Source organism: Prevotella sp. C0209C1 (assembly GCF_056583855.1).
Genome location: NZ_JBWPJP010000019.1, coordinates 1 through 23,945, shown reverse-complemented (window position 1 = coordinate 23,945; position 23,945 = coordinate 1). Strand labels below are relative to the sequence as shown.

Sequence of the window (23,945 nt, the reverse complement as noted above, 5' to 3'; positions counted from 1 at the left end):
CATACATTATTATCTATAAAGTTATAACTTATGCATAATAGTCATATAAAAACATTTATTTTTTTACTACAGATAGTATTTATGGCAACAGCATGCCAAAAAGATATTACCTTAGGAAATACAGATAACTTGTTAAGTCAACAATTACAAGCAGTAACACTAAACAAGCAGGAGACAACAAAAACTATCGACCTAAGTACGCTTGGTGATAATTGGCAAATACAAGATAACACAAGTGATTGGCTCACTGCTACTAAAAAAGAAGGAACTCTTCTATACTTACATGCTAAAGAGAACAATAACGCCAACGAGCGTTATGCACAAGTGATATTATCTACCTCGTATGGTAAGCAAATAGTATCTATAACGCAGTTTGGCAGCGACCCTATAATAAAAGTAGCCGAGTGTAATGGAACTATAATATATAACCACGAATCTCATAAAGACATAGAGCTAAATATTATTTCAAACTCAGAAGAATGGAGTGTAGAACAAATAGAGCCAGAAAATAACTCATGGCTAACATTTAGCGCAAAGCAAAAAGAAAAAAAACTCTTACTTAACATCTTACCCATTGAACGCAATAGCAAATGGGCTCAAACAAGCAGAAGCAGTAGATTGTTTTTAACAAATGGAAATAGCCATTATCAACTTATTATTACTCAAAATGGATATGTTCAGTTCCAGTTTCCTGTGTGGGACTTTAACAACTTTGATATTAACAAAATCACTGATTTAGAAAACAAACGTAATAATCAACGAGATAAAGCATTTGAGAAAGACTTTTTATTACCATTTAAACAAGATGTGAAAAAGGCTTATTATGCTTTTCACTCATCAGGTGAACAAGCTCCATATATATTTTATCAACCTACCAATAGTGGGAATGGTATATTTTGCGCATGGCTGAAAGCTCCTAAAGAAAAACTCTTCCAAAAGGAATCATACGACTCTTGGCTAAAACAGAATGGGTTTAAATTAGGTAACAAACAAATGTTTGACACAGAAACAGAATATTATAGTGAAGATATAAATAAGACTCGATTAGTACATGTATACAATTCTATAGATAATTATAAAATGCATGGAGGTATTTACAGAAGTGCATGTATGAAATATATCGAATCGCCTAATAGTCTTACTTTAAATACAAACGGAAAAGTAGAAAGCCTGCCAGTTTTTCCATCAGCTTATCTACACAATAAAGCTTTTAAATTAGAACAGGTCATAGAATATGAACGCAAAAGAGGTATGAAACCCGACTTTAATAACAACTTTAACACCGAAAAAGTTACTGCTACCACACAAGATCCTCTTTGCAAATACTCAAGACTGCTTTTCGTTCCAAATAACGAAAGTAACGAAAGAGGAGCACTAGCCTACGTTATATACTTTTTTAATTGGCAAGGTGTTACCGCAGAAGATCTTGATGCAGGATTAGTAGCTAATCGCGATCTAAGCGGAACTGTTGGATCATGTCAAGTATTTTATAAAGGTAACGATATTTTTTATACCGTTGAGGAACAAGGAACGCCAGGCGTTTACACATGGAACGATTACTCTATACCTTTTAGTACACGTAATGCTTTTCAAAATAAAGGATATAACGTAGTAAGAGAGGCTGATGGCGGATTTGTATCCTTCTACAGAGGCGATGAAGATCTTATAGATATGCGACCACAAGAAACACGTACAGTTGTAATCTATTACAAGAGTAAACACTATGTAGACCTTGTTAAGAAGAAGTTTAACTATTAAAAAGAGTAAATAATGAAAGTGATTAAAAACATATATTCTTTAGTAGTTGGTATTATCTTATTATCAACGGTAATGTTTGGCTGTTCTGATAATACATTAACTGAACCTACAAACACAAATACCACAACCTCTCAAGATGACATCTCATTACCTTGGGAACCAGGAATGGCTTATATAAAACTAAAAACAAGTATAACGCCTACAACGCGAGCTGTAACAAGTCATATTACACGAGCTGCTATATTTAATAAGCAAAATGTAAAAGTGGAACAAGTGTTTAATATGCACAACGAATATGCCAACTTAAAACATAAAAGGGGATTAGATAGATGGTTCATCGTTAAATTTGATAAACATGCCGATGTAAATAAAGTTATTAAAGAATTAAAGAATGATCCTGCTATAGATATTGCTCAAGGTAGTATAAAAATAGCACCTGTGCAAACATCGTTTACTCCTTTTACACGCGCATCTATAAGACAAGACCAATTACAAGCAGCTAACAATGGTACTGGGAGCTTAAATTTTACAGATCCATACCTTAAATATCAATGGCATTATACTACTACCAATGATGTATATATGACTTTTAAGCCTGGTGCAGACATAAACTTGTTTCCGGCATGGCAAAAAGAAACCGGAAATGAACATGTAATTGTTGCAGTGATGGACTCTGGTATAGACTTTTCACATGAAGACTTACAAGGTGCAGCATGGGAAGGAAAAGATCCTACTACTGGAGAAACAATACATGGACGCAACTTTTGGGCTGATGAAACAGGTAACGGGAGAGCTAATGATATAATACCCGGAGCACATGGCACTCATGTTGCAGGTACTATTGCTGCACGTAACAATAATAATATAGGTGTATGTGGTATTGCTGGTGGCAATGGTGATAAAAACTCAGGTGTAAGACTAATGAGCTGTGAAATATATGGACATGATGGCACTAAAGAAACAGCAAGCACAGCATCTATTGTAAAGGCTTTTGAATTTGCTGCTGAGCATGGTGCATCTATCATGAACTGTTCTTGGGGGTATGCTTTCGATCGTTCTAAATATCTTAACAACGAAAACTTTCAAAGCATCTTTAAAAATCAATTTCAACTTTTAAAAGATGGTATAGATTATTTCACCGATATAGCAGGATGTGATGGTAATGGAAATAAAAAACCTAATGCTTATATGAAAGGGGGATTAATCTTCTTTGCTTCTGGAAACGATGCACAATACGACATAGACATGATACCAGCATCATATAAACGTGTAATAGCTGTAGGTGCTATAAATAGTCAAGGTATACCTACCGACTACATGAACAAAGGTACATGGGTAGATATTTTAGCTCCCGGAGGCACTACTGAAACAGGAGAAGTAAACAAAGGTGTACTAAGCACAGTGCCAAAAAATTATGTCTATGGTAAAACAGGCCCATATCCTAATACCGACTTTACTTTACCAGATAATAATCTATATGCCTTTGCACAAGGTACATCTATGGCTACACCACATGTTACAGGTATTGCCGCCTTAGTAATATCAAAATTCGGTAAACAAAACAATAATTTTACCAACGAAGATCTACGTAAACGCATATTAGGTGCAGTAAAAACTCAAAGCCCTTATGCTATAAAGAGTGACCAAAACTTAGCAGGTAAAATGGGAATAGGATTTGTAGACGCCAACTTAGCTTTAGCTGATGCAGAAACAGAAAAACCTGCAGCACCTGTAATTTCCGTTACCGACTATTCGACAGATGCTATAAAAGGCTATTACGATGCCACTATAACATGGAACGTAACTTCTGACAACGATGCTCCAAACGAGCAACACACAGCTTTTGCTTACGACATAGAACTATACAAAAAAGATGATATGTCTAAACCTGTACAAACGCTCACACGTTACTCCTACGATTCGCAGGTGAATGATAATATGGAACAAACTTTTTTAAATCTCGAAACTAACACTCGATATGTAGTAAAGATGACGGCACGTGATAGATCCAACAATTGTTCTAATACTGCTACAACAGAATTTAAAACACGTTTAAACCATGCACCTATATTTACTACACATCTGCCACAGGCTTTGAGCTTGCTAAATACTAAGCCTTATTATCATGAGATATTTACCATTAAAGATGAGGATAATCACAGCTGGACTTACACTACTACAGAATTACCACAAGGAGTAGAACTGAAACGTATAGGTGATAAATTTGACTTACTAATTAAAATAGGAAAAGTAGGTAAATACGAGTTCTCTGTAACACTAACCGATCAGCTTGGTGGAAAACATACAGAGAAGTTTGCCTATGAAGTTATTGAACAAAAAGCGCCTCAGATAACAACAATATTAAGCGATATTTCCCTATTTAAGAGTGATAAGCCTACAATAATAAACCTTAATAACGTTTTTGCTACTAATGATATTGCACATTTACGATATCATGCCATATCAAGTAATAAGCAAATAGCAGATGTTGCCATACAAGGACATAATATTATAATTACACCTGTTTCTTATGGTATAGCAACCATTAAGCTTACTGCTACCAATGGAAGTAAAGAAAGCTCTGTTAGCTTTAATGTTCGTGTAACAAATGATAATGCACCTGACGTTCATGCAATATACCCTATACCTGCGCATAGCTATATTAAGGCACTTATGAGGAGTAATGTTAATGATGTTGAAGTTATTGTTACTATGCTTAACGGAAGAAAAGTTATAGAAACAAAGCTAATACCAAATACTCTTACACACGAAATAACTCTTGGTATTGACAGGTTAGCTCCTGGCACTTATTATTTGCTATTGAAGACAAAGCGAGTAACAAGCAAACACACTTTTATTAAAAAATAAGATACTACAAAACTATGAATAAAATAAAGAGCATACTACTAATAATTGCCATAAGCATAACCTATAAAGGTATGGCTCAGAGCAGGATTTTACCAGTATTAGAAGGTACTACCAGTGTAAAAAGCTCAGCTATGGGTGGAGTAACAATGGGAAATACCAACGAAATGTATATTTATGACAACCCTGCTGCAATGTCATTTAATAAAAAAACATTTGCTATAAATGCCTGCATTACAGCACAAGAGAAAACCGATGCAGGACGTTTGATGCAATATAACTTAGGAGGAGGTTATAGATTTAATAGCGGTACGGCTATCATGGCAGGCGTGCGTTATCTTGGTGGCTTACATGTAAACAGCGTTAAAACTATTAATGAACCTCAAACTTTCCATCCATATGATGCTGCAATAGACCTTGGATGTTCGTTTCTGGTTACACCAAAAATAGCTGCATTTACTACTTTTAGTTATATTAAAAGCGAAGCTGCTACTAAAACTACAGCTTTATCTCTATCAGTAGGTGCTGCATACCAAAACATATTTAATTTAACTGCATCATTACCTACTTGCTTAACTTTTGGTGTACGACTATTAGATTTTGGTAAACCGGTAAAATATAATAATACTGGTACCCCACAATCTCTACCTACATCAATAATTATTGGAGGAGATTGGAAATTTAATCTAAGCGAGCAGCATACCTTAACCTATGCCTTATCTTGTAGATATTTCACTCCAAAAGATGCTACCGAGAAACTATTATCTACTGGTGTGGAATATATCTATAAAAATAGTCTTTCGGCTTGTATGGGATATCAATATAGCAATAAGGGCAATAAAGCAATTACCTTTGGTGCAGGTGTACAACTGCTTAAAGATATAAATCTTCGTGCAGCATACCACCACGCTATGACATACTACGATGTGGATTACCTCTCTTTAGGAATTGGGTATAACATGTAACCAAACTGTTAGCTTATAAAAACTTGTAAAAGGTGGCGCAATAGACCTTTGGTATACTAAAAAAATATCCAGATGTCTATTACGCCTTTTTTAATACAAATAGATAGTTAGAATGAATATATATTCTTTTGTTCCGAATGGTAATATCCTATAAAATAAAACACTTAATATGTATATTATCTTTTTAAAATAATTCTTGTATATTTTATAAAATTATACGACATTTGCAATAATTAAACCTAAGCTATTTTTCATGAAATATATTGCCTTAACGTTTTTATTATGTTTTATAAGTGCGCTTTCTTTGGCACAAAGTAACAAAAGCTGGGAACAATATATTTATGAACTTTCATCTATAGAAGATGAAAGTAGTTATACTAATGAAGAAACATTAGAGCTTTTAGCTGATCTCGCAGAACATCCTATCAATTTAAATATAGCTACTCGGGAGGATTTAGAGCGTTTCCCTTTCCTAAGCGCACAGCAAATAGAGGATATTTTAGCATATATTTATCAATATCATGGTATGGAAACACTGGGAGAATTAACAATGATAGAATCGTTAGATGATATTCGGCGAAAGTTACTTAGTTTCTTTGTTTATGTAAAACAAATAGAAAAAAAGAATTTTCCATCTATAAAAAACATTTTAAAATATGGCAAACATGATGTTATGTTTACTTATAAAATACCATTATATGAGCGTAAGGGCGATAAAAACGGATATTTAGGTTATAAGTATCAGCATTCTTTTCGTTACACATTCCATCTATCCGACTATATAAAGGCAGGATTAATAGGAGCACAAGATGCAGGAGAACCTTTCTTAGCTAACAAGAATAGTGCGGGATATGATCATTATAGCTTTTATGTTTTAATTAAAAAACTTGGCATATTAAAAACACTTTCTATAGGAAGATACAAAATCTCGATAGGTCAAGGACTAATAATAAATTCCTCATTTAGTCTTGGCAAACTTACTATGATGCAAACCTTAGGTAGACAGTCTACCATTATTAGTGCACATTCTTCACGTTCAGCATATAACTACTTGCAAGGAGCTGCTGCCACAGTAGCTATTAGCAAACACATAGACCTAACAGGGTTCATATCTTACCGCAATATAGACGCAACACTTAATAAGAAAGGAGGAGGTATACAAACTATTCTGAAATCAGGATATCACAGAACAAAGAACGAAATGATGAAAAAAAATAATGCTACACAATTAGTTATAGGAATGACTACACGTTGGAATAGTGGTGGCTTTCATATCGGCGCGTCAGTACTATTTACTTGTTTTGATAAACCTTTACAACAAAATAAAAATGAAAGTTACAAAAAATATGCTCCTCAAGATAATAACTTTTGGAACATAGGTATAGATTATGGCTATCTTACACCCCACTGGAATTTGCAAGGAGAAACAGCCACTAATAATATCGGAGCCATAGCTACCATGAATATGCTTTCGTGGAAAGCTGCCTATAACCTTACCATTATTGGCGTACAACGTCTTTATGGACATAAATACTACTCTTTGTTTAGTAAAGGTTTTAGCGAAGGAGGCCATGTACAAAACGAAAGCGGTATACTTTTAGGAGTTAATTACAACCCTATACGCGGATTGTCTTTACAGGCATACACTGATATAATACAGTTCCCGTATCCTAAATATAGAGTTCATATAGGTAGTAAGGCTTGGGATAATTTTATTTCTGCCATATACACATATAAAAATATTATTCTATCAGCACGCTACAGATATAAGATAACAGAAAAAGACGGAGTTAATAAAAAAGGATTAATTAAAGATATTACTCAAAGAGGACGATTAGCTTTGAGCTATATTAATAATAAATGGAATTGTAAAACGCAAACAGATATAGTTTTAAACAATTATAAAGAGTATAGCTTAGGCTATATGATAAGTGAAAATATTAGTTATACACCACTACAAAAACTATCTATCACGATCACATTAGGATATTTTAATACCGACAGCTATGCATCTCGAATATATATATACGAGCGGTCTCCGCTATACACCTTTAGCTTTCCTTCATTTTATGGGCAAGGGATTCGTAGCTCATGCTTTGCACGTTTGTCTACAGGAAAACATTTTGTAGGAATAGTACGTATATCTAATACTAAATATTTTAATCGTGATCATATTGGTAATAGCTACCAAAAGATAAACTCTTCTGTTATAACAGATGTAGATTTACAGATAAGATGGAAATTTTAAAATAACATGAAAAGCAAAAAAAAGTAAGTTTCACTAACAATTACTTTTACTTGTCATTATCTTTAAAATCATATCATCGGTAAGGCACATTGCTTCTTTTCCTATAGATGTTAAGTTGCTAATAGTTTTATCAACGTCCTCTTCTATAATACCTTCTGCAGCAGAAACACACTTTCCTTCTATTGAAAGCATGGCAGAAAGCACTGCTGTAGAAACACCTGAAGATATTTTAAGCGCACAGCTTGGCTTAGCACCATCACAGATAATACCCGTAAGATTAGCTATCATGTTTTTTACCGATCTACAAATACTATCATAATCACCTCCCATTAAATAAGTAATACCACAACTTGAACCTATACTTGAAACAACGCAGCCACAAAGGGCAGATAATCTGCCTAAACTTTGCTTAATATAGATAACTGTAAGATGACTTAAAGTTAAAGCGCGAATTAGCTCTTCTTTAGTGTTTTCGTTCTCTTTAGCAAACACTACTACCGGATTAGTAGCACAAATGCCCTGATTACCAGACCCACTATTACTCATTACAGGTATTAAAGCCCCACCCATACGAGCATCACATGCTGATGCTGTCTTAGATATTATATGCGAAAAGATAGAATTTCCAAAGATACCACGACCTAAAGGGCGTTCCATCAATTTACCTAAACAATGCCCATAATTTTCCTTTAAAGCGGCTTGAGCTGCACGCATATTATAACGTTTAGCCTCATGTATAAATTCAATCTCTGATATTGGTGAGGTGATAGCAAAATCGTATACCATACGAAGATTTAGCTTTATGCCATTATCTTCCACTTCTTCGCTTTCCTCGTTACGTCTATCTAATAACACATTATTATCTATACTCTCATATACAAAATTGGTGTGCGACTTAGTAATTATAGATGTTGCACATCTATCACCTGCTTTACACCTCACTTCTATATAGAGCTTATCAGAAATATTCTCTTTTAGCTTAATATCTATATCATGTTTAGCTATGTAACGCTTACCTTCTTCTAAACTTTCTGAAGTAAGATCTTTTATAACTTCTAACTTATATTCAGATTTTCCTATAAGTGCACCCAAAGCAATAGCTATAGGCAAACCTATCATTCCTGTACCAGGAATGCCCACTCCCATAGCATTTTTAAGCATATTGGGGGATAAGTACACCAAGATAGATTCTGGACAACAACCTAAAAGCTCTGCACTACGAGCAGCACTAAGCGCTACTGCCATAGGCTCTGTACACCCAATAGCAGGTACCACCTGCTCTTTAATGAGCTTAATAATCTGTAATCTAATGTTTTTGTTTAGCATTGAATTTGTCGATAAAGATACTATTGCAAAGGTAAATAAAAATAAGGAACAGAGCAATTATGTTCCTTATTTTAGATATAAATTATTCTTTATAATAAAAAGCCGAGCAACTAATAAAATGCTTTCTTTCTCTATTACTATTCACACTAAGTGTTACCTTAAATATTCCTCACATAAAGCTACCCACAGAGAAGCACCTATAGGAAGTATATCTTGATCGAATATATACTTTGGATTATGTACCATAGGAGTTTCACCATTACCTATCATAATATAGCTTCCTGGTCTTTCTTGCAGCATAAAAGCAAAATCTTCACTGCTCATAAACGGCTTGCATGGATACACTACATTTTCTTTTCCAAAATATTTACGAGCCACTTCAGCTGCAAAGGCAGTTTCCTCATGCGAATTGAATAATACTGCTCCGGGCTGACCTTCTTTTATCTCATACTTACAGCCAAAACTTTCTGCTTGTGCTGCTGTTATCTCACGAATACGCTTTAACACCAGTTTTCTACCATCTGCCTGCATATTACGCATAGATAGCTTTAAAACAGCTTCATCAGGAATAACATTTCCTGCATTTCCTGCTTGAAATGACCCTATTGTAACCACACCGTTATGCCACGGTGATAGGTTACGCGACACTATTGTCTGTAATGCCATTACTAAAGAAGCTCCAGCTACAACAGGGTCGACACTCAATTCAGGCATTGAGCCATGCCCCCCACGCCCCATAAGACGTATTTCCCAATTGTCTACAGCCGACATTGTCTCACCATCATGAAAATGTAACATTCCCTTAGGTAACCCTGGTATGTTATGTATAGCATATATTCGGTCAGCATCAAACTTCTTAAAAAGTCCGTCATCTATCATTGAAGGACCACCTTGCATAGTTTCTTCAGCTGGTTGGAAATAAAAATAAACAGTCCCATTGAAATTTTTAGTTTCCGATAGATATTTAGCAGCACCAAGCGCCATAGTGCTATGCCCATCATGACCACATAGATGAGAGATACCATCATGCCTACTCTTATAAGGTAAATCGTTTATTTCTTGTATAGGAAGAGCGTCCATATCTGCTCTAATACCTATCTTTTTTTTACCTTCCCCATTGCTAAGCACTCCAACGACACCTTCTATACCATTTTTACCAATATGCTCATATACCTCATAGCCCATATCTTTTAAAAGTTTAGCTATGTATTTACCTGTATTTACCTCTTGTGTAGAAAGCTCAGGGTCTCGATGCATAGCTTCCATCCACTGCTTCATTTGTGGCAACATATCTGCCAACTCTTTTATAGGTTTTACACTCATTTTACTCATTGTCTATATATATTACTATGTTTTATAAAATGTATCTTAAGTTGCAACATGAGCTAACAACACAATACAACACTCTTTTGCAACTTAAGAAAAGAATATATACAAAGGTACCTAATTAATTGCATTATAATAAAAAAAAGAAGAGAGAAAAATAACCTCCCTTCTTTTTCCAAAACCAATACTTCTCATCTTATCATTTTTATAAGATACATTTACATTATTAGTAACTACCTATATGTTTTCATACTTTTATAACGTTTTTTTTAGTTAGTTTTTTAGGAACTTATAAAAGATATTCTATAATTCTATCATGTGGATTAAATTGTTTTATATCGTTTAACCCCATCGTTTTAATAGCTACTTGTATAATCTCATCTTCCGAAACATCATTATAGCAGTTTTGTTTCTCAAGAAAATATCTACCTGCATCTATCAATGTTTGTTTAGGTATTAGTCCGATAATCTCTGTGCCGGTTACGCTAATACCACGCTTTTGTGCACAACGACACACTTCTTCAAAGGCTATATGAAGAGGAGTAACATTAATATCGGTGATATTCATTGATACTTGTGCTATGCCATATTCGTCAATATACCAACCGATAGCCTTTGTAGCTTTTAATGTTCCCGGTATCATAATATTATTACCATTAACATCTTTCATTATCTTGCCCACTAACGAGCCTCCTACACGTAGTGGTCTGCCCTTCTCTCGCACATCAAAAGCTATCTCGTTAGCATAAGGTATGGAAGTAGTGTTTAAATTAAAGTTTGTTGCTATAAGAAAATTACGTGCGCCAACAGCTGTGCAGCCTGTACGTGCCATAGCCTCGTCCCAAGGACGTGCGCCAAAATCGGGATACTCCTCTGGTATCATCATTCGCTCTTTCAATCCTTCATATTCACCCTTTCTACATACTGCAAGATTTCTTCTTTCTGGTATCTTTGCTGCAGCTTCATAGCAATAACAAGGCACTTGCAGCTCTGTAGCTATACGTTCGGCTAATGTACATGCCAACAATGCACATTCTTCTAAAGTGATTCCTGATATAGGGATTAAAGGACATACATCTGTAGCACCAATGCGAGGATGTGCACCATGCTGCTGGCGCATATCTATAAGCTGAGATGATTTTTGTACACAACAAAAAGCTGCTTCTACAACATCTTCAGGACTACCTACAAAAGTCATTACCGTACGATTAGCAGCTTTCCCAGAATCTATATTAAGGAGCTTTATTCCTTTTACTTTTTCTATCTCTGTAGCTATCTCTTTTATTATTTCCTCATCACGACCTTCACTGATATTAGGTACACACTCTACTGTTCTTTTTGCTTGTGCCATCTTATATATGTTATTGTTTTTATTTTTAGATTTATTTTTAGTATATTATCAAGTTTACTTTATATAGATATGACATATTACATAAACCAACACAAATTTACATATAATTCTCTTTAACAGGCTCTATTATTATGTTTAAAAAGATAATACCTTTATTTTTTTTTCATACTTTATATATACTTCTTATCGTTAATATATAGCAACAAAAAAAAGGCTGATTGCTTATCAGCCTTTTTTTAATATGTTTTATAAGTTTTTATCTGTTCCTCAAATGTTTAAATGCTTATATCTACAAATAAAATCTATACTGTTTTGTTATTAACTTTTATGCATAGATAAGTATAAACCACTTGCACTTTATTTTATATAAGCATAACTTTTTAAGGACATAAACTTACTTTTATTATCCATAAATAATTTTTCCATCTTTATCCATAAACTCTTCAAGACCTTTCTCATAAGTCGTCATAGCCCTAAGACTCATACCTACATTAGAGAAACCTCCATCATGAAAGAGATTCTGCATAGTAACCTTACGTGTAAGATCAGAAAACATAACAATACAATAGTCGGCACATTCTGCGGCTGAAGCATTTCCTAAAGGAGACATACGGTCAGCAAAATCAAACAAGCGATCCATACCTTTTACGCCAGAGCCTGCAGTAGTCATTGTTGGACTTTGAGAAATAGTATTAATACGTACATTATGCTCACGACCATAAATATATCCAAAGCTACGTGCTATACTTTCTAATAAAGCCTTAGCATCTGCCATATCATTATAACCGAAGAAAGTACGCTGTGCTGCTACATACGATAACGCTACAATAGAGCCTCCATCAGCTATGGCATTAAGCTTTTTAGCACTTTGTATCATTTTATGAAAAGATAAAGCCGATATATCAAGCGTAGTATTAAGCATTGTATAATCGAGGTCGTCATACGTGCGATGCTTACGAACGTTTGGAGACATACCTATAGAGTGTAAAACAAAGTCTACCTGACCGCCTAATATTTCCATAGAACGCTTAAATACATTCTCTAAATCTTCTACATTTGTAGCATCGGCAGGTATTACTTCACAATGAAGTTTTTTCGATAACTCGCTTACAGTGCCCATTCTTACAGCTACGGGAGTATTAGAAAGAGTTATTGTAGCACCTTCCTCAACAGCTCTCTCTGCTACTTTCCATGCGATAGAATTTTCATTAAGAGCTCCAAAAATTATTCCCTTTTTACCTTTTAATAAGTTATAACTCATAATATTTCATTTGATTAATGAGGCAAAAGTACTTAAAAAAAACAATATATATCTAAAAGTAACTATAAAAAGTAGATTATATACAAAAATCTTATCTACAAAAAGATAAAAGAAAATTTGTTGTTAAATATTTTGGAAAATAGCGAAAAAAAACATACCTTTGCAGCGCAATTGTCCTATGGTGTAATGGTAGCACTACAGTTTTTGGTTCTGTCAGTGGTGGTTCGAATCCGCCTGGGACAACAAAAAGGCATAATGTTATTTAACATTATGCCTTTTTGTTGATTATAAACATATCTTTTTAATAAACAAGCACGAATATTTGAAGATAAAAATAAATTATTTTTTATATAAAAATAAATTAAAAATGCAATAAAAATAAATTATTTTTGGTGCGCAACGTTTAGCTTTTCCCTTTATAATGGTTATCTTTTCATGCCAAATATATAACTTGTTTTCATATAAAAAATAACAAGACTACTTTTTGTTATAACAATTCTTGGTTAGCCAAGGTAAGTATCCCCTTCTACATATTGTTCTAAAAACAGATGTTCTCCATCAAAAACTGCATAAGAAAACTGCCAAATCCAGTCGCCAAGTATAAGCATACGAGCATTATGATTAAGCTTTAAATCGAGCATAATATGTCTATGACCATAAATAAAATAATCAATATCAGGATATTGCTCTATATACTCTTTAGAATAGCGCACTAAAAATTCTTTCTCCTCTCCTAAGAAAGACGCCTCTTTCCCATTAATACGCTTCATGCGGCTATGCTTTGCCCACTTTAACCCTAACTGAACTCCATACCAAGGATGAAAGAAATTGAGTAAACGCTGACAAAACCTATTATGAAAGACACTACGAAGTAACCTAAATTTAACATCCGGATCGCCTAAACCATCGCCATGAGCAAGGTAAAACACCTTATCATGAAGCTCTATAGTAACAGGCTTTCTATGAATAATTACCCCACACTCTTCTTCTAAATATCCATATGTCCAAATATCATGATTACCTATAAAAAAATGAACTTCTATTCCACTATCTGTAAGCTCTGAAATTTTACCAAGAAAACGTGTAAAACCTTTAGGAACAACATATCTATATTCGTCCCAAAAATCGAACATATCACCTAAAAGATAAATAGCTTCCGCCTTATCTTTTATACTATCTAAGAAACGTACCAAACGCCTTTCTTGTGTACGCTTATGCTCAACTGCCAACGAACCAAGGTGAGCATCTGAAAGAAAATAGATGTTCTTCATAAGTAGCCTTTTGCGTATAACTTTATTATATAATATTGATAATCATGATAATGCTTTTATATAATGCAACAGCTAATCAAAACCTAATTCCACCTTTGCTTCCTCTGTCATCATACTCTGATCCCATGCAGGTTCAAAGACAAGATTAATATTAGCAGATTTTACTCCTTCTATGCTCTCCACTTTAGTACGCACGTCCTCAAAAATAAAGTCGGCAGCAGGACAAGAAGGTGAAGTAAAGGTCATATCCATATCAAGATTACCATCATCATCTATATCAATCTTATAAATCATACCTAAATCATAGATATTAACAGGTATCTCTGGATCGTAAACAGTCTTAAGCACTTCTACTATCCGCTCTTGAATGGCTAATTTTTCTTCTTGAGTCATAATAAAATAACAAGTAATTATAACTATTAGGATATAAGGAACTATAGAGATAGAAATAAGTTTAGTCGTTAACAGACCTTTCTAACAATACTCGTACTCTATAGTTCCTAATAACTAATTTTTATCTAAACTATTAACAACATCTTTTGTATCACGAGCAATAACTATCTCTTCGTCAGTAGGAACAAGTACTACTTTTACTTTTGAGTCGTCAGATGAAATTATTGTTTCTTTGCCACGAACGTTATTACGCTCTACATCTATCTTAACACCAAGGAACTCTAATCCTGAGCAAGATTCTAAACGAGTAGAAACCTGATTTTCACCAACACCTGCAGTCCACACTATAATATCTACACCACCCATAGCAGCAGCATACGCTCCAATATATTTCTTAATACGATAATTATACATTTGTAAAGCTAATGTAGCACGCTCATTGCCTTGCTCGTATGCATTTTCTATTTCACGCATATCCGAACTAATACCAGTAATACCTAATACTCCAGATTCTTTATTTAAAAGATCTGCCATTTCCTGTGGCTTTTTATCTAATTTTTCCATCAAATAAGTAACTACAGAAGCATCAATATCACCAGAACGAGACCCCATCATCAAGCCTTCAAGCGGCGTTAGACCCATAGACGTATCAATAACCTTTCCTCCCTTAATAGCTGCAACAGATGCTCCGTTACCTATATGGCAAGTTATAATACGCTGTTTTTTAATATCCACTCCAAGCATATCACATACACGTTGTGATACATAACGATGACTAGTTCCATGAAAACCATAACGACGAACATGATATTTCTCATAATATTCATAAGGAATGGCATACATATAAGCATATTGTGGCATTGTACTATGAAATGCATTATCAAAAACTGCTACTTGTGGTGTTTTAGGCATTAAGGCATTAACAGCACGAATACCTCGCAAATGACCAAGATTATGCACCGGGGCAAGATCTATCAACCCCTCAATGCCAGCTTCTACCTCCTTAGTTATTAAGCAACTCTTTTCAAACAAATCGCCACCCTGAACTACACGATGACCTACTGCATCTATATCGTCAAGGCTTTTAATAGAACCTATTTCCTTATCTAACAATAAATCGAAAACAAATTTTACACCTTCTTTATGATCGGGCATATCATGCATTATTTTCTTTTTACTGCCATCTTTTAACGTTACTTTTACAAAAGCCTCATCTAACCCTATGCGCTCTGCTCCACCTTGTGCCAAAACACTTTCGCTATCCATATTATATAGCTTATATTTAATGGAACTGCTTCCACAGTTTAATACTAATATATTCATTATTATTGTTTTTCTAATATAGTTTTTACTTATATTTTATATTTTCTTTTTTGTATATTTCTTACTCATTAGCCTTTGCGTTTTGAGCCTGACAAGCAGTAATAGCCACCATATAATAAATATCATCTACAGAACAACCACGCGAAAGATCGTTTACAGGACGAGCAATACCTTGAAGAATAGGACCTATAGCCTTAGCACCGCCTAAACGCTGAACAAGCTTATAACCTATATTACCTACTTCCAACGTAGGTACAACGAGGACATTAGCCTTACCTGCCACTTCTGACCCTTTAGCTTTAATAGATGCAACCTTTGGGTCGAGGGCAGCATCAGACTGCAATTCACCATCTACCTTAAGATTAGGATACTTTTCTTTAGCTATCTTTGTAGCCTCTACCACTTTATCAATAACATATACGCTCTTACCTGTTACCTTATCTATAGCATCTTTAGCAGACCCTTTAGTAGAATAACTTAACATAGCTACCTGCGGATCTTTAAATCCGGCAACGCTCTTTGCCGTTTCTGCAGATGCATAAGCTATCTGTGCAAGCTGGTCAGCAGTAGGATTAGGAGTTACTGCTACATCGCCCATTACTACTATACCATTCTCACCATAATGTTGCTCATGGGTTAGTACAAGCATCGCACCACTAACACAAGATATGCCTGGGGCACATTTTATTATTTGTAAAGCAGGGCGAAGCGTTTCACCCGTAGTAGATAAAGCTCCAGAAATCTGCCCATCAGCACCACCTGTCTTTATTATCATACAGCCTAAATACAGATTGTTTTTTGTAACAAGTTGGTGAGCTTGTTCTATGGTCATTCCCTTAGACTTTCGTAGCTCTACCAATTTCTCCGCAAGCTCTCCTGTATGAGGGTTGTTCTCTGGGTCTATAATAGTAGCCTTTCTAATATTATTTAACCCCCATTTTGTAGCAGCTTCCTGAATGTTAGCAGGATTGCCTATAAGAATAAGATTAGCTATATCATCAGCTAACACTTTATCTGCTGCTCTAAGTGTACGCTCCTCTTCAGCTTCGGGGAGCACGATACGCTGCTTATCAGCTTTAGCACGCGCAACGATTTGCTCTAATAAGTCCATATTATATATTTAAAAATCTTGTTTAATATCAGTATTTGCAATGCAAAGATAGCAATTATAAGTGAATAGCACAAGTAAGATATTACATTTCCTTTGTTAAAATACTTTCCAACTGCTCTGCAGATAATCGCAACTGAAACTCTCCATGCATAGCTACGCTTATACGTCCTGTTTCTTCTGAAACAATAATAGCCAAAGCATCAGAATCTTGTGATATACCCATAGCTGCACGATGTCTAAGCCCAAGCTCACGAGGAATATCTTGCTTATGACTTACAGGCAGAATGCAACCAGCTGCTTTTAATCTTTTATTCGAAATAATCACTGCTCCATCATGTAATGGAGAGTTCTTAAAAAATATATTTTCTATTAAGCGTTGGTTTATACGAGCATCTATAAAATCGCCTGTAGCTACTATATCATCAAGTATAACCCCTCGCTCTATAACAATTAAAGCTCCTATCTTAGCACGACTCATACTCATGCAAGCCATCACAATGGGCATTATTGTTTCTTTATCAGCTTCACTCTTCTTATCCCTACCAAAGAGTTTCATAATACTTTTTAATTTTCCATGAGCACCTAAGCTATAAAGAAAATGACGTATCTCTTCTTGAAAAAGGACGATTAAGCCAATCATACCTACAGAAACTAACTTGTCCAAAATACCACCCAACAAGTGCATTTCTAATACCTGACTAACTATAAGCCACACTATAACAAATACCATAATACCGATAAACACGTTTAATGAGCGTGTCTCCTTCATTAAACGGTAAATATAGTAAAGTATTAATGCAACTAATACTATATCGATAACGTCCTTTATACCAAATTCAAAAAACATATATTCTTACTTTCCTCTTAATCTGTTTACAATTTTTACAGCCTCAACAGCTTGTTTTACATCATGGACACGCAAGATATTAGCACCTTTTAATAGTGCAATGGTGTTTAATACTGTTGTTCCATTCAAACTCTCTTCAACCGTAATTCCAAGAAACTGATGAATCATTCTTTTCCTACTAATCCCCACAAGAATAGGAAGCTCCAATATTTGTATACGCTCCATTACACTCAATATCTCATAATTACCTGAAACTGGTGTTTTGCCAAACCCAAAGCCCGGATCAAGAATAATATCTTTTTGCCCTATAGAACGCAACTCTTCTACCTCGCGTGAGAAATTTATAAGAAGATCTTGTAAATTAGCAGCCACAGACATTAATATATAAGGAGTTTTTAGTTTAGCTACCGTCTTAAACATATCAGGATCTTTACCTTCTTCTACATCATTAATAATATCAACGCCAAACTCTTCAACACATCTTCTTGCTACAGACGCACGAAAAGTATCTATAGAAATAATGGCATCAGGCTGTGCTCTTTTTACTATAGGTAAGGCAAAGGCAAGACGAGCCATTTCTTCTTCTTCGCTTACGACCTCTCCCCACGGACGTGTTGAACAAGCACCTATATCTATAATTGATGCACCTTCACTTACTATTTGGTTTGCTCTATTATATATTTCTATTTCAGTCTGCTTACGGCTATCTGCAAAAAACGAATCAGGTGTAACATTTAAAATACCCATTACCTGTGGATTACCTAAGTTTATCAACTTTCCACGTACATTTACACTATAGTCAATTGGTTCTGTAATCATATTTTTACATTTTGTCTTTATTACAAAGATAATGCAAATACTCCACAATATATGTCATATAGCATGAAAACTTATTAAAAAAAATATTTAAATGCTTTATATTATTCTTTGAAAATATAGAACTTCTTTGCTTTTAGAATGTTTTAACTTAAGGGTTTCGTTTTTTTTAATCATATCATTATAACTTTACATCGTTTTTTTTTATCATATTAAACTTATGACTAAATACCTATTAATCCTTTCAAGTGTCTTGTTATTAACATACACTTTTAGTTCTTGTAGTAAGCCTATGCTCGAAGAAGGCAAAAATAGTACAGAAAAATCAACGCTTACAAAAAAAACAGTAACATTAAGTTTAGCTCAAGAAACATCTCCTATGAGAGGAGAACCTAATAATGTTCAGCTAAGCCCTGAAATTGTTTATGGCATAAACGTTTATGCTAAGAAAAGCAAAGACACAGAATATTCTAAATACGCTTATGGTCTTTTCACTGATCCTTCAAAAATTACACTTGAATTACCAGAAATAAATACTTATAAATTTGAATGTATCGCCATACAAGACTATGAGGATAAATTATTTCATGAAAACTTATTTTATGAAAAGCCTTTCCTTCATGGAGATCAAAAACCAACAGAAGCTACTAATACCTTTATTTATTCTACATCTGAAAACCTTTGCGTATTAAAAGAAGGTTACATAAATATTATGAAGCAAAAAGAACCAACTAAGTTTCCTTGTATTTATAAATATTATGGTTTTATAGAAGATTACAAGCCTACATCAAATATTTTACCTGAAATATATTTAAAAAAACTTGTATATGGGTTACATTTTAAGATTAAACCTCCTAAAGAAGGAACTATAGAAATATCTTATAACAATAATGAAGAATATATAAAGATAAGTGCACAAGATACTTTTTATGATCATTCTTATATCCAGCCATTTACTAATAAGTTAGATGAACTTTATTTAAACAAATTTAATGGAAAACTCATATTGGATCTAAAATGGACTAAAGCTGACGGAACTGTTTATCAAGACCAAAAGACTGTTGATATAACACGAAATACTATGCACAATATATCTATAGAAGTTTCTGGTCCAGACCCAAAACAATGTAAACTAAAATTAGATAATGATGAAATGAAACAGAAAGACATAGAATGGCATTTCAAAATAAAATAACAAAAAAAAATAAATCCCTAAGATAAAAAACTTAGGGAACTATCAGCGGAAAGGGTATTAGGTTATAGATGAGAGGTAAGTAAATGGAAATGAGAGGGATTTGCTGTATATCTCTATGATTTGCATAGGGTGTAAAAGTGCAGAAAGCGTGGATTTATGCAGAAGTTCCGTTACCAAATCGTTAGTCTATTCTCTGAATGATAACTAAGAGTAAGGAGAAGGTAACTGACAGAAGAGAGTTCGGTAACTCATCTTTTCTCTATTATGGTGCTTATGCTTTGTATTAAAATGTTTTGCATAGCTGAAAACGCTTCGGTAACGGTTAACTTTGCCCATAAAAAAGAAGTGTATGCAAACAGACAAATTCAAGGTGTTGCTCTACCTGAAAAAGAGCGGCTTGGACAAGTCGGGACAAGCTCCTATTATGGGACGGATAACCTATGGTAGAACAATGGCACAATTCAGTAGCAAGCTATCGTGCGACCCCAAGTTATGGAACGCTCGTGAGAGCAGGCTAAATGGTAAGAGCCGTGAGGCGGTGGCAACGAATGGCAAGTTGGAACACTTGCTACTCTCGGTACAATCTTCTTATCAAAACCTTTGCGACCGTGGTGTTACGTTTACAGCATCGGACATCAAGGAGCTGTTCCAAGGAAGTATGCAAACTCAAACCACATTTTTGGAACGATACGACCGAATGGTCAAGGAAATGGATCAAAAGGTGGGTGTTGAAATAAAGGCAACTACTCTGAACGGTTACTACACTACTCGAAAGCTCCTGCAAGCCTTTATTTGTGAGAAGTACCACACGACAGATATTCCATTCGGTCAAATTGAAGAAGATTTCTTAGAATGCTTGCAACATTACTCTGTCGGAAAGTTGGGACATTCGCAAGGTCATTATCGTAAGATGGCTTTGGCGGTGAAGAAAGTCTGCCGATTGGCATATCGTGAGGGCTTGACAGAGCGACAACTATTCGCTCACATAGAAATAGAACGAGGAGAGAACAAACAACCTCGTGCGTTGGACAGAGCTTCATTGGATAAGTTGCAAGCCTTGACTTTTGAACCGTATGAAATAGAGTTGGAAACAGCTCGTAATCTCTTTCTCTTTTCCTGCTTTACGGGCGTAGCCTATTGTGATATGGTTGCCCTTAATCGAGAACACCTTTTTACAGACGATGAGGGGGGCGTTGTGGCTGAAGTTCCGCAGACAAAAGACCGAGAACCTTTGTCGAGTAAAACTCTTGCCTGAAGCGGTGCACTTGATAGAGCGTTATCAATCTGACGAACGTGCCACACTCTTTGCCCCCATTGCTTATTCAGCTTACCTCATTCAGCTCAAAGCCCTGCAACTTCGAGCTGGAATCTCTATTCCCCTTTCGGCACACGTCGGAAGGCATACATTTGCTACTTTGATTACTTTGGAACGAGGTGTTCCCATCGAAACGAATAGCGAAGGGAAGCGGTATATCCGCAAAGCAAGACTGAAAACAGAAGTAGAGAGCCTGATACCATTGCATCCGATAGCGGAGCAGATTCTTTCACACTACACCAAGGAGAAACACAAAGGAGACTACAAGATATTCCCTGATACAATGAGCAAAGGTAAACTATCCACACACCTCAAAACCGTGAGCTTAGCGTGTGGCATTCGCACTCCGCTAACTTGGCATGTAGCAAGGCATAGCTTCGGTACGCTGACTTTGAAGGCAGGTATTCCAATGGAGAGCATCGCCAAGATGTTGGGACATTCGTCTATTGCCAGCACTCATATTTATGCGCAGGTAACAGACAAGAAAATTTCGGAATATATGGACAGACTGTTTGCAAAGCAATCGGCAAAGAAAAAAGAAAATGAAGAAAGAGAGGGGGAAACTTCCAGAGATTATAACAACTAATAAAATGGAAGAACGGCATGAGGTCTAAAAAATAAACCAAAGGCTTTGAATGAGATCGGTTGCAATATTTTAGTCGTTCTCAATAGAAAAGGAAACATCTTTATAACGGAGAGAGCTTACGAAGTTCTTCGGTAAAACGAGGAATAAAATAACCTCAACCACAGACTGCAAACGACAATAAAATCATCCTATTTGCCTCCTGATGAATACTTACAGGGGGAGGAGGATGTCATCATAAACGAGCGATTCAAAGGTTATGGTCTGCTCTATCCACTTCCAATCATGATTGCCCTATTCTTTCATAGCAAATTGCAATTTTCCTTAAAATCACGACATTGCAAAAGGGATCACCCACGTTATTTAAACGTATTGGCTACTTCTTTTTTCTCTTGATAAATTTTGTAATATACTTAATTATAAGGACTCCAAAAATGAATCCACAAGCTATTTCAGCTGCATCTATAATATCCACAATTGTATTATTATATTGATGAACGTATACAGAAAAAATCTCACTGTACAAGAAAAGAAATGATATTGATTTAAAACATCACTTCTTTTCTTTTTATTCTTATTTTAGAAATTTCTCTTCCAGCAAAGAGAACTATTAATAGTTAAATCCGCAGACTTTTTTAAGCTTTCCTTAATAGAGTTTGATACGCCTGAGTGTTCAATTATACGATTCAAGTCTCTTGAATAATTTACAATTTGATTATCAGACAAAGTTGAGCATTTCTCGTATAAGGTAACATTGAAATCCTTATATAACTTAACCTCTGAATCTGACAAGTTGCAATTGAATTTTAGGAATTCACATTGCTCTTTTACGAAATTCTTGTCCGTCGGATTCATCTCGTACTTCTTTGAGATTTCACAAAGTTGTCTTATCTGATTAATGACTCCTGATTTTATCAAAGGATTATCCAATGATGGGTCATATTGTCCTATTTCATGACAATAACTGACGATATCATCATACATTAGTTCATAATTAACTGATCCTAATTGGTCAATATACCTTGAACGATTATTCCCAATTTTAACCATCATTTGATTGTGATAATAACCAATAGAGTCTTTATCAGAAATTATACTCACAAATTCAAACTTTTCATCAACATCTGTTGCAGCTCTAGTAGAGATTTTAGAGCACAGCCATCCAGCTGCACCAGAAGCCAAATATGTACAAATGTAAGGTCCCACTTTGCGACCAATAAGATGACCAGCTATTGCTCCCCACGGACCTGCCGCAGAGCCAATCGCACTGCCAGCCCAAGCTCCAATCCTTCCTCCAGCAGCGTATCCTGCTGCATCAGCAAGGCCCACTGCAGCATTCGATGTAAATGCTCCACGCGTGCTAACTGATGGATACTGGGCATTCAAATCACTAATAGAACTTAGAAGGTTTTCTACAGCAATCTGATCCTGAGAAGACAGGTTTTCAATTTGAGTAACGCCCTTAGGTTCTACTTCATCATAGCGAACGTCAGAACTACATGATGCAATACCTAACACCAAACTGCATGCAAATAGGTATGCAGTGACCTTAGCATTGATTAGTTGTTTAATTAATCTCATAGCTTTTTGGGAATTAAAGATTGTTTTTATTAATTATCAATAGAATCGTAATTTGTCATGAATTTTACTGCTCCTGCGAAATTCTTGTTGTTTAGGTAGAAACAATAATTTTTACTTGTAAAAATACTGATAACAAACTAAGATTGCAATACCTAAAAGTTGGTATTTTTAATATCAAATATAACATGTTTTAATGACCAATATGAAACCTTACTTCTCGGACAGTTTATACCTCAGTTCGGGATAAGAAAACGCAAAAAAGTAAATAAAGAATAAGGTAGTCTCATAAATATTTTGCACCTTTATAGTTAATAATCAAACAGTTATAAATATACTTATGCAGACTACCGATTACAAAATTACTGAATTATTCTGTGTTATAGATGATTTTTGTAAACATTTTGAAGCTG

At 34.9% G+C, this 23,945-nt stretch carries 15 protein-coding genes, 1 tRNA gene and 2 pseudogenes; 7 read left to right on the top strand and 11 right to left on the bottom strand.

What is annotated here, in order from left to right; translation table 11 throughout:
* Positions 1–30 precede the first annotated feature (30 nt).
* The 4 genes from AC1DCD_RS06470 to AC1DCD_RS06455 all read left to right on the top strand — a co-directional run bounded on the left by AC1DCD_RS06470 (position 31) and on the right by AC1DCD_RS06455 (position 7,836).
* Positions 31–1,758, top strand: a complete 1,728-nt coding sequence (locus AC1DCD_RS06470) for a BACON domain-containing protein (protein ID WP_464640933.1) — start codon at positions 31–33, stop codon at positions 1,756–1,758.
* A 12-nt stretch (positions 1,759–1,770) separates the two neighbouring features.
* Complete coding sequence (locus AC1DCD_RS06465; RefSeq protein ID WP_464640935.1) at positions 1,771–4,626, top strand: S8 family serine peptidase; 2,856 nt, start codon at positions 1,771–1,773, stop codon at positions 4,624–4,626.
* 14 nt (positions 4,627–4,640) lie between these two features.
* Positions 4,641–5,588, top strand: a complete 948-nt coding sequence (locus AC1DCD_RS06460) for a PorV/PorQ family protein (protein WP_464640937.1) — start codon at positions 4,641–4,643, stop codon at positions 5,586–5,588.
* Between the two features lie 253 nt (positions 5,589–5,841).
* On the top strand, positions 5,842–7,836 hold the full coding sequence (locus tag AC1DCD_RS06455) for a ComEA family DNA-binding protein (RefSeq protein ID WP_464640939.1): 1,995 nt from the start codon (positions 5,842–5,844) through the stop codon (positions 7,834–7,836).
* A gap of 33 nt (positions 7,837–7,869) precedes the next feature.
* Here AC1DCD_RS06455 and AC1DCD_RS06450 read toward each other — a convergent pair whose 3' ends face one another.
* The 4 genes and pseudogenes from AC1DCD_RS06450 to AC1DCD_RS06435 form a co-directional block, all read right to left on the bottom strand.
* Positions 7,870–9,162 carry an L-cysteine desulfidase family protein gene (locus tag AC1DCD_RS06450; protein ID WP_008450635.1) on the bottom strand — a complete coding sequence of 431 codons (1,293 nt, stop codon included), beginning with the start codon at positions 9,160–9,162 and terminating at the stop codon, positions 7,870–7,872.
* Between the two features lie 153 nt (positions 9,163–9,315).
* Positions 9,316–10,485 (bottom strand): M20 aminoacylase family protein, encoded by a 1,170-nt coding sequence (locus AC1DCD_RS06445; RefSeq protein WP_008450626.1) that lies wholly within the window; start codon positions 10,483–10,485, stop codon positions 9,316–9,318.
* 295 nt (positions 10,486–10,780) lie between these two features.
* Positions 10,781–11,839: pseudogene (ftcD, locus tag AC1DCD_RS06440) on the bottom strand (glutamate formimidoyltransferase); the annotation flags it as partial.
* 403 nt (positions 11,840–12,242) lie between these two features.
* Positions 12,243–13,100 carry an enoyl-ACP reductase FabI gene (locus tag AC1DCD_RS06435; protein WP_008450614.1) on the bottom strand — a complete coding sequence of 286 codons (858 nt, stop codon included), beginning with the start codon at positions 13,098–13,100 and terminating at the stop codon, positions 12,243–12,245.
* 172 nt (positions 13,101–13,272) lie between these two features.
* Between AC1DCD_RS06435 and AC1DCD_RS06430 the strand changes: the two genes are divergently transcribed.
* Positions 13,273–13,343 (top strand) — tRNA-Gln (locus AC1DCD_RS06430).
* A gap of 260 nt (positions 13,344–13,603) precedes the next feature.
* Here AC1DCD_RS06430 and AC1DCD_RS06425 read toward each other — a convergent pair.
* From AC1DCD_RS06425 to folP, 6 genes are all read right to left on the bottom strand, one after another.
* Positions 13,604–14,371, bottom strand: coding sequence for a UDP-2,3-diacylglucosamine diphosphatase (locus AC1DCD_RS06425; RefSeq protein ID WP_008450605.1), 768 nt, complete (start codon positions 14,369–14,371; stop codon positions 13,604–13,606).
* 72 nt (positions 14,372–14,443) lie between these two features.
* On the bottom strand, positions 14,444–14,764 hold the full coding sequence (locus tag AC1DCD_RS06420) for a metal-sulfur cluster assembly factor (RefSeq protein ID WP_464640942.1): 321 nt from the start codon (positions 14,762–14,764) through the stop codon (positions 14,444–14,446).
* A gap of 114 nt (positions 14,765–14,878) precedes the next feature.
* The gene (locus AC1DCD_RS06415; RefSeq protein ID WP_464640944.1) at positions 14,879–16,087 is read right to left on the bottom strand and encodes an acetate/propionate family kinase; all 1,209 of its coding nucleotides are present in this window, start codon (positions 16,085–16,087) and stop codon (positions 14,879–14,881) included.
* 61 nt (positions 16,088–16,148) lie between these two features.
* Positions 16,149–17,198, bottom strand: a complete 1,050-nt coding sequence (gene pta / locus AC1DCD_RS06410; RefSeq protein WP_008450607.1) for a phosphate acetyltransferase — start codon at positions 17,196–17,198, stop codon at positions 16,149–16,151.
* An 82-nt stretch (positions 17,199–17,280) separates the two neighbouring features.
* On the bottom strand, positions 17,281–18,045 hold the full coding sequence (gene cdaA / locus AC1DCD_RS06405; RefSeq protein WP_008450645.1) for a diadenylate cyclase CdaA: 765 nt from the start codon (positions 18,043–18,045) through the stop codon (positions 17,281–17,283).
* Positions 18,046–18,051: 6 nt separating this feature from the next.
* Positions 18,052–18,864 (bottom strand): dihydropteroate synthase, encoded by an 813-nt coding sequence (gene folP, locus AC1DCD_RS06400; RefSeq protein ID WP_464640946.1) that lies wholly within the window; start codon positions 18,862–18,864, stop codon positions 18,052–18,054.
* A gap of 289 nt (positions 18,865–19,153) precedes the next feature.
* Between folP and AC1DCD_RS06395 the strand changes: the two genes are divergently transcribed.
* A complete protein-coding gene (locus AC1DCD_RS06395; protein ID WP_464640948.1) occupies positions 19,154–20,056 on the top strand; it encodes a hypothetical protein in 903 nt (300 codons plus the stop codon).
* Between the two features lie 349 nt (positions 20,057–20,405).
* A pseudogene (locus tag AC1DCD_RS06390) lies at positions 20,406–21,957 on the top strand (tyrosine-type recombinase/integrase).
* Between the two features lie 576 nt (positions 21,958–22,533).
* On the opposite strand, the gene AC1DCD_RS06385 reads toward AC1DCD_RS06390, so the two are convergent.
* Complete coding sequence (locus AC1DCD_RS06385) at positions 22,534–23,535, bottom strand: hypothetical protein (RefSeq protein WP_019036392.1); 1,002 nt, start codon at positions 23,533–23,535, stop codon at positions 22,534–22,536.
* Positions 23,536–23,945: the final 410 nt, after the last annotated feature.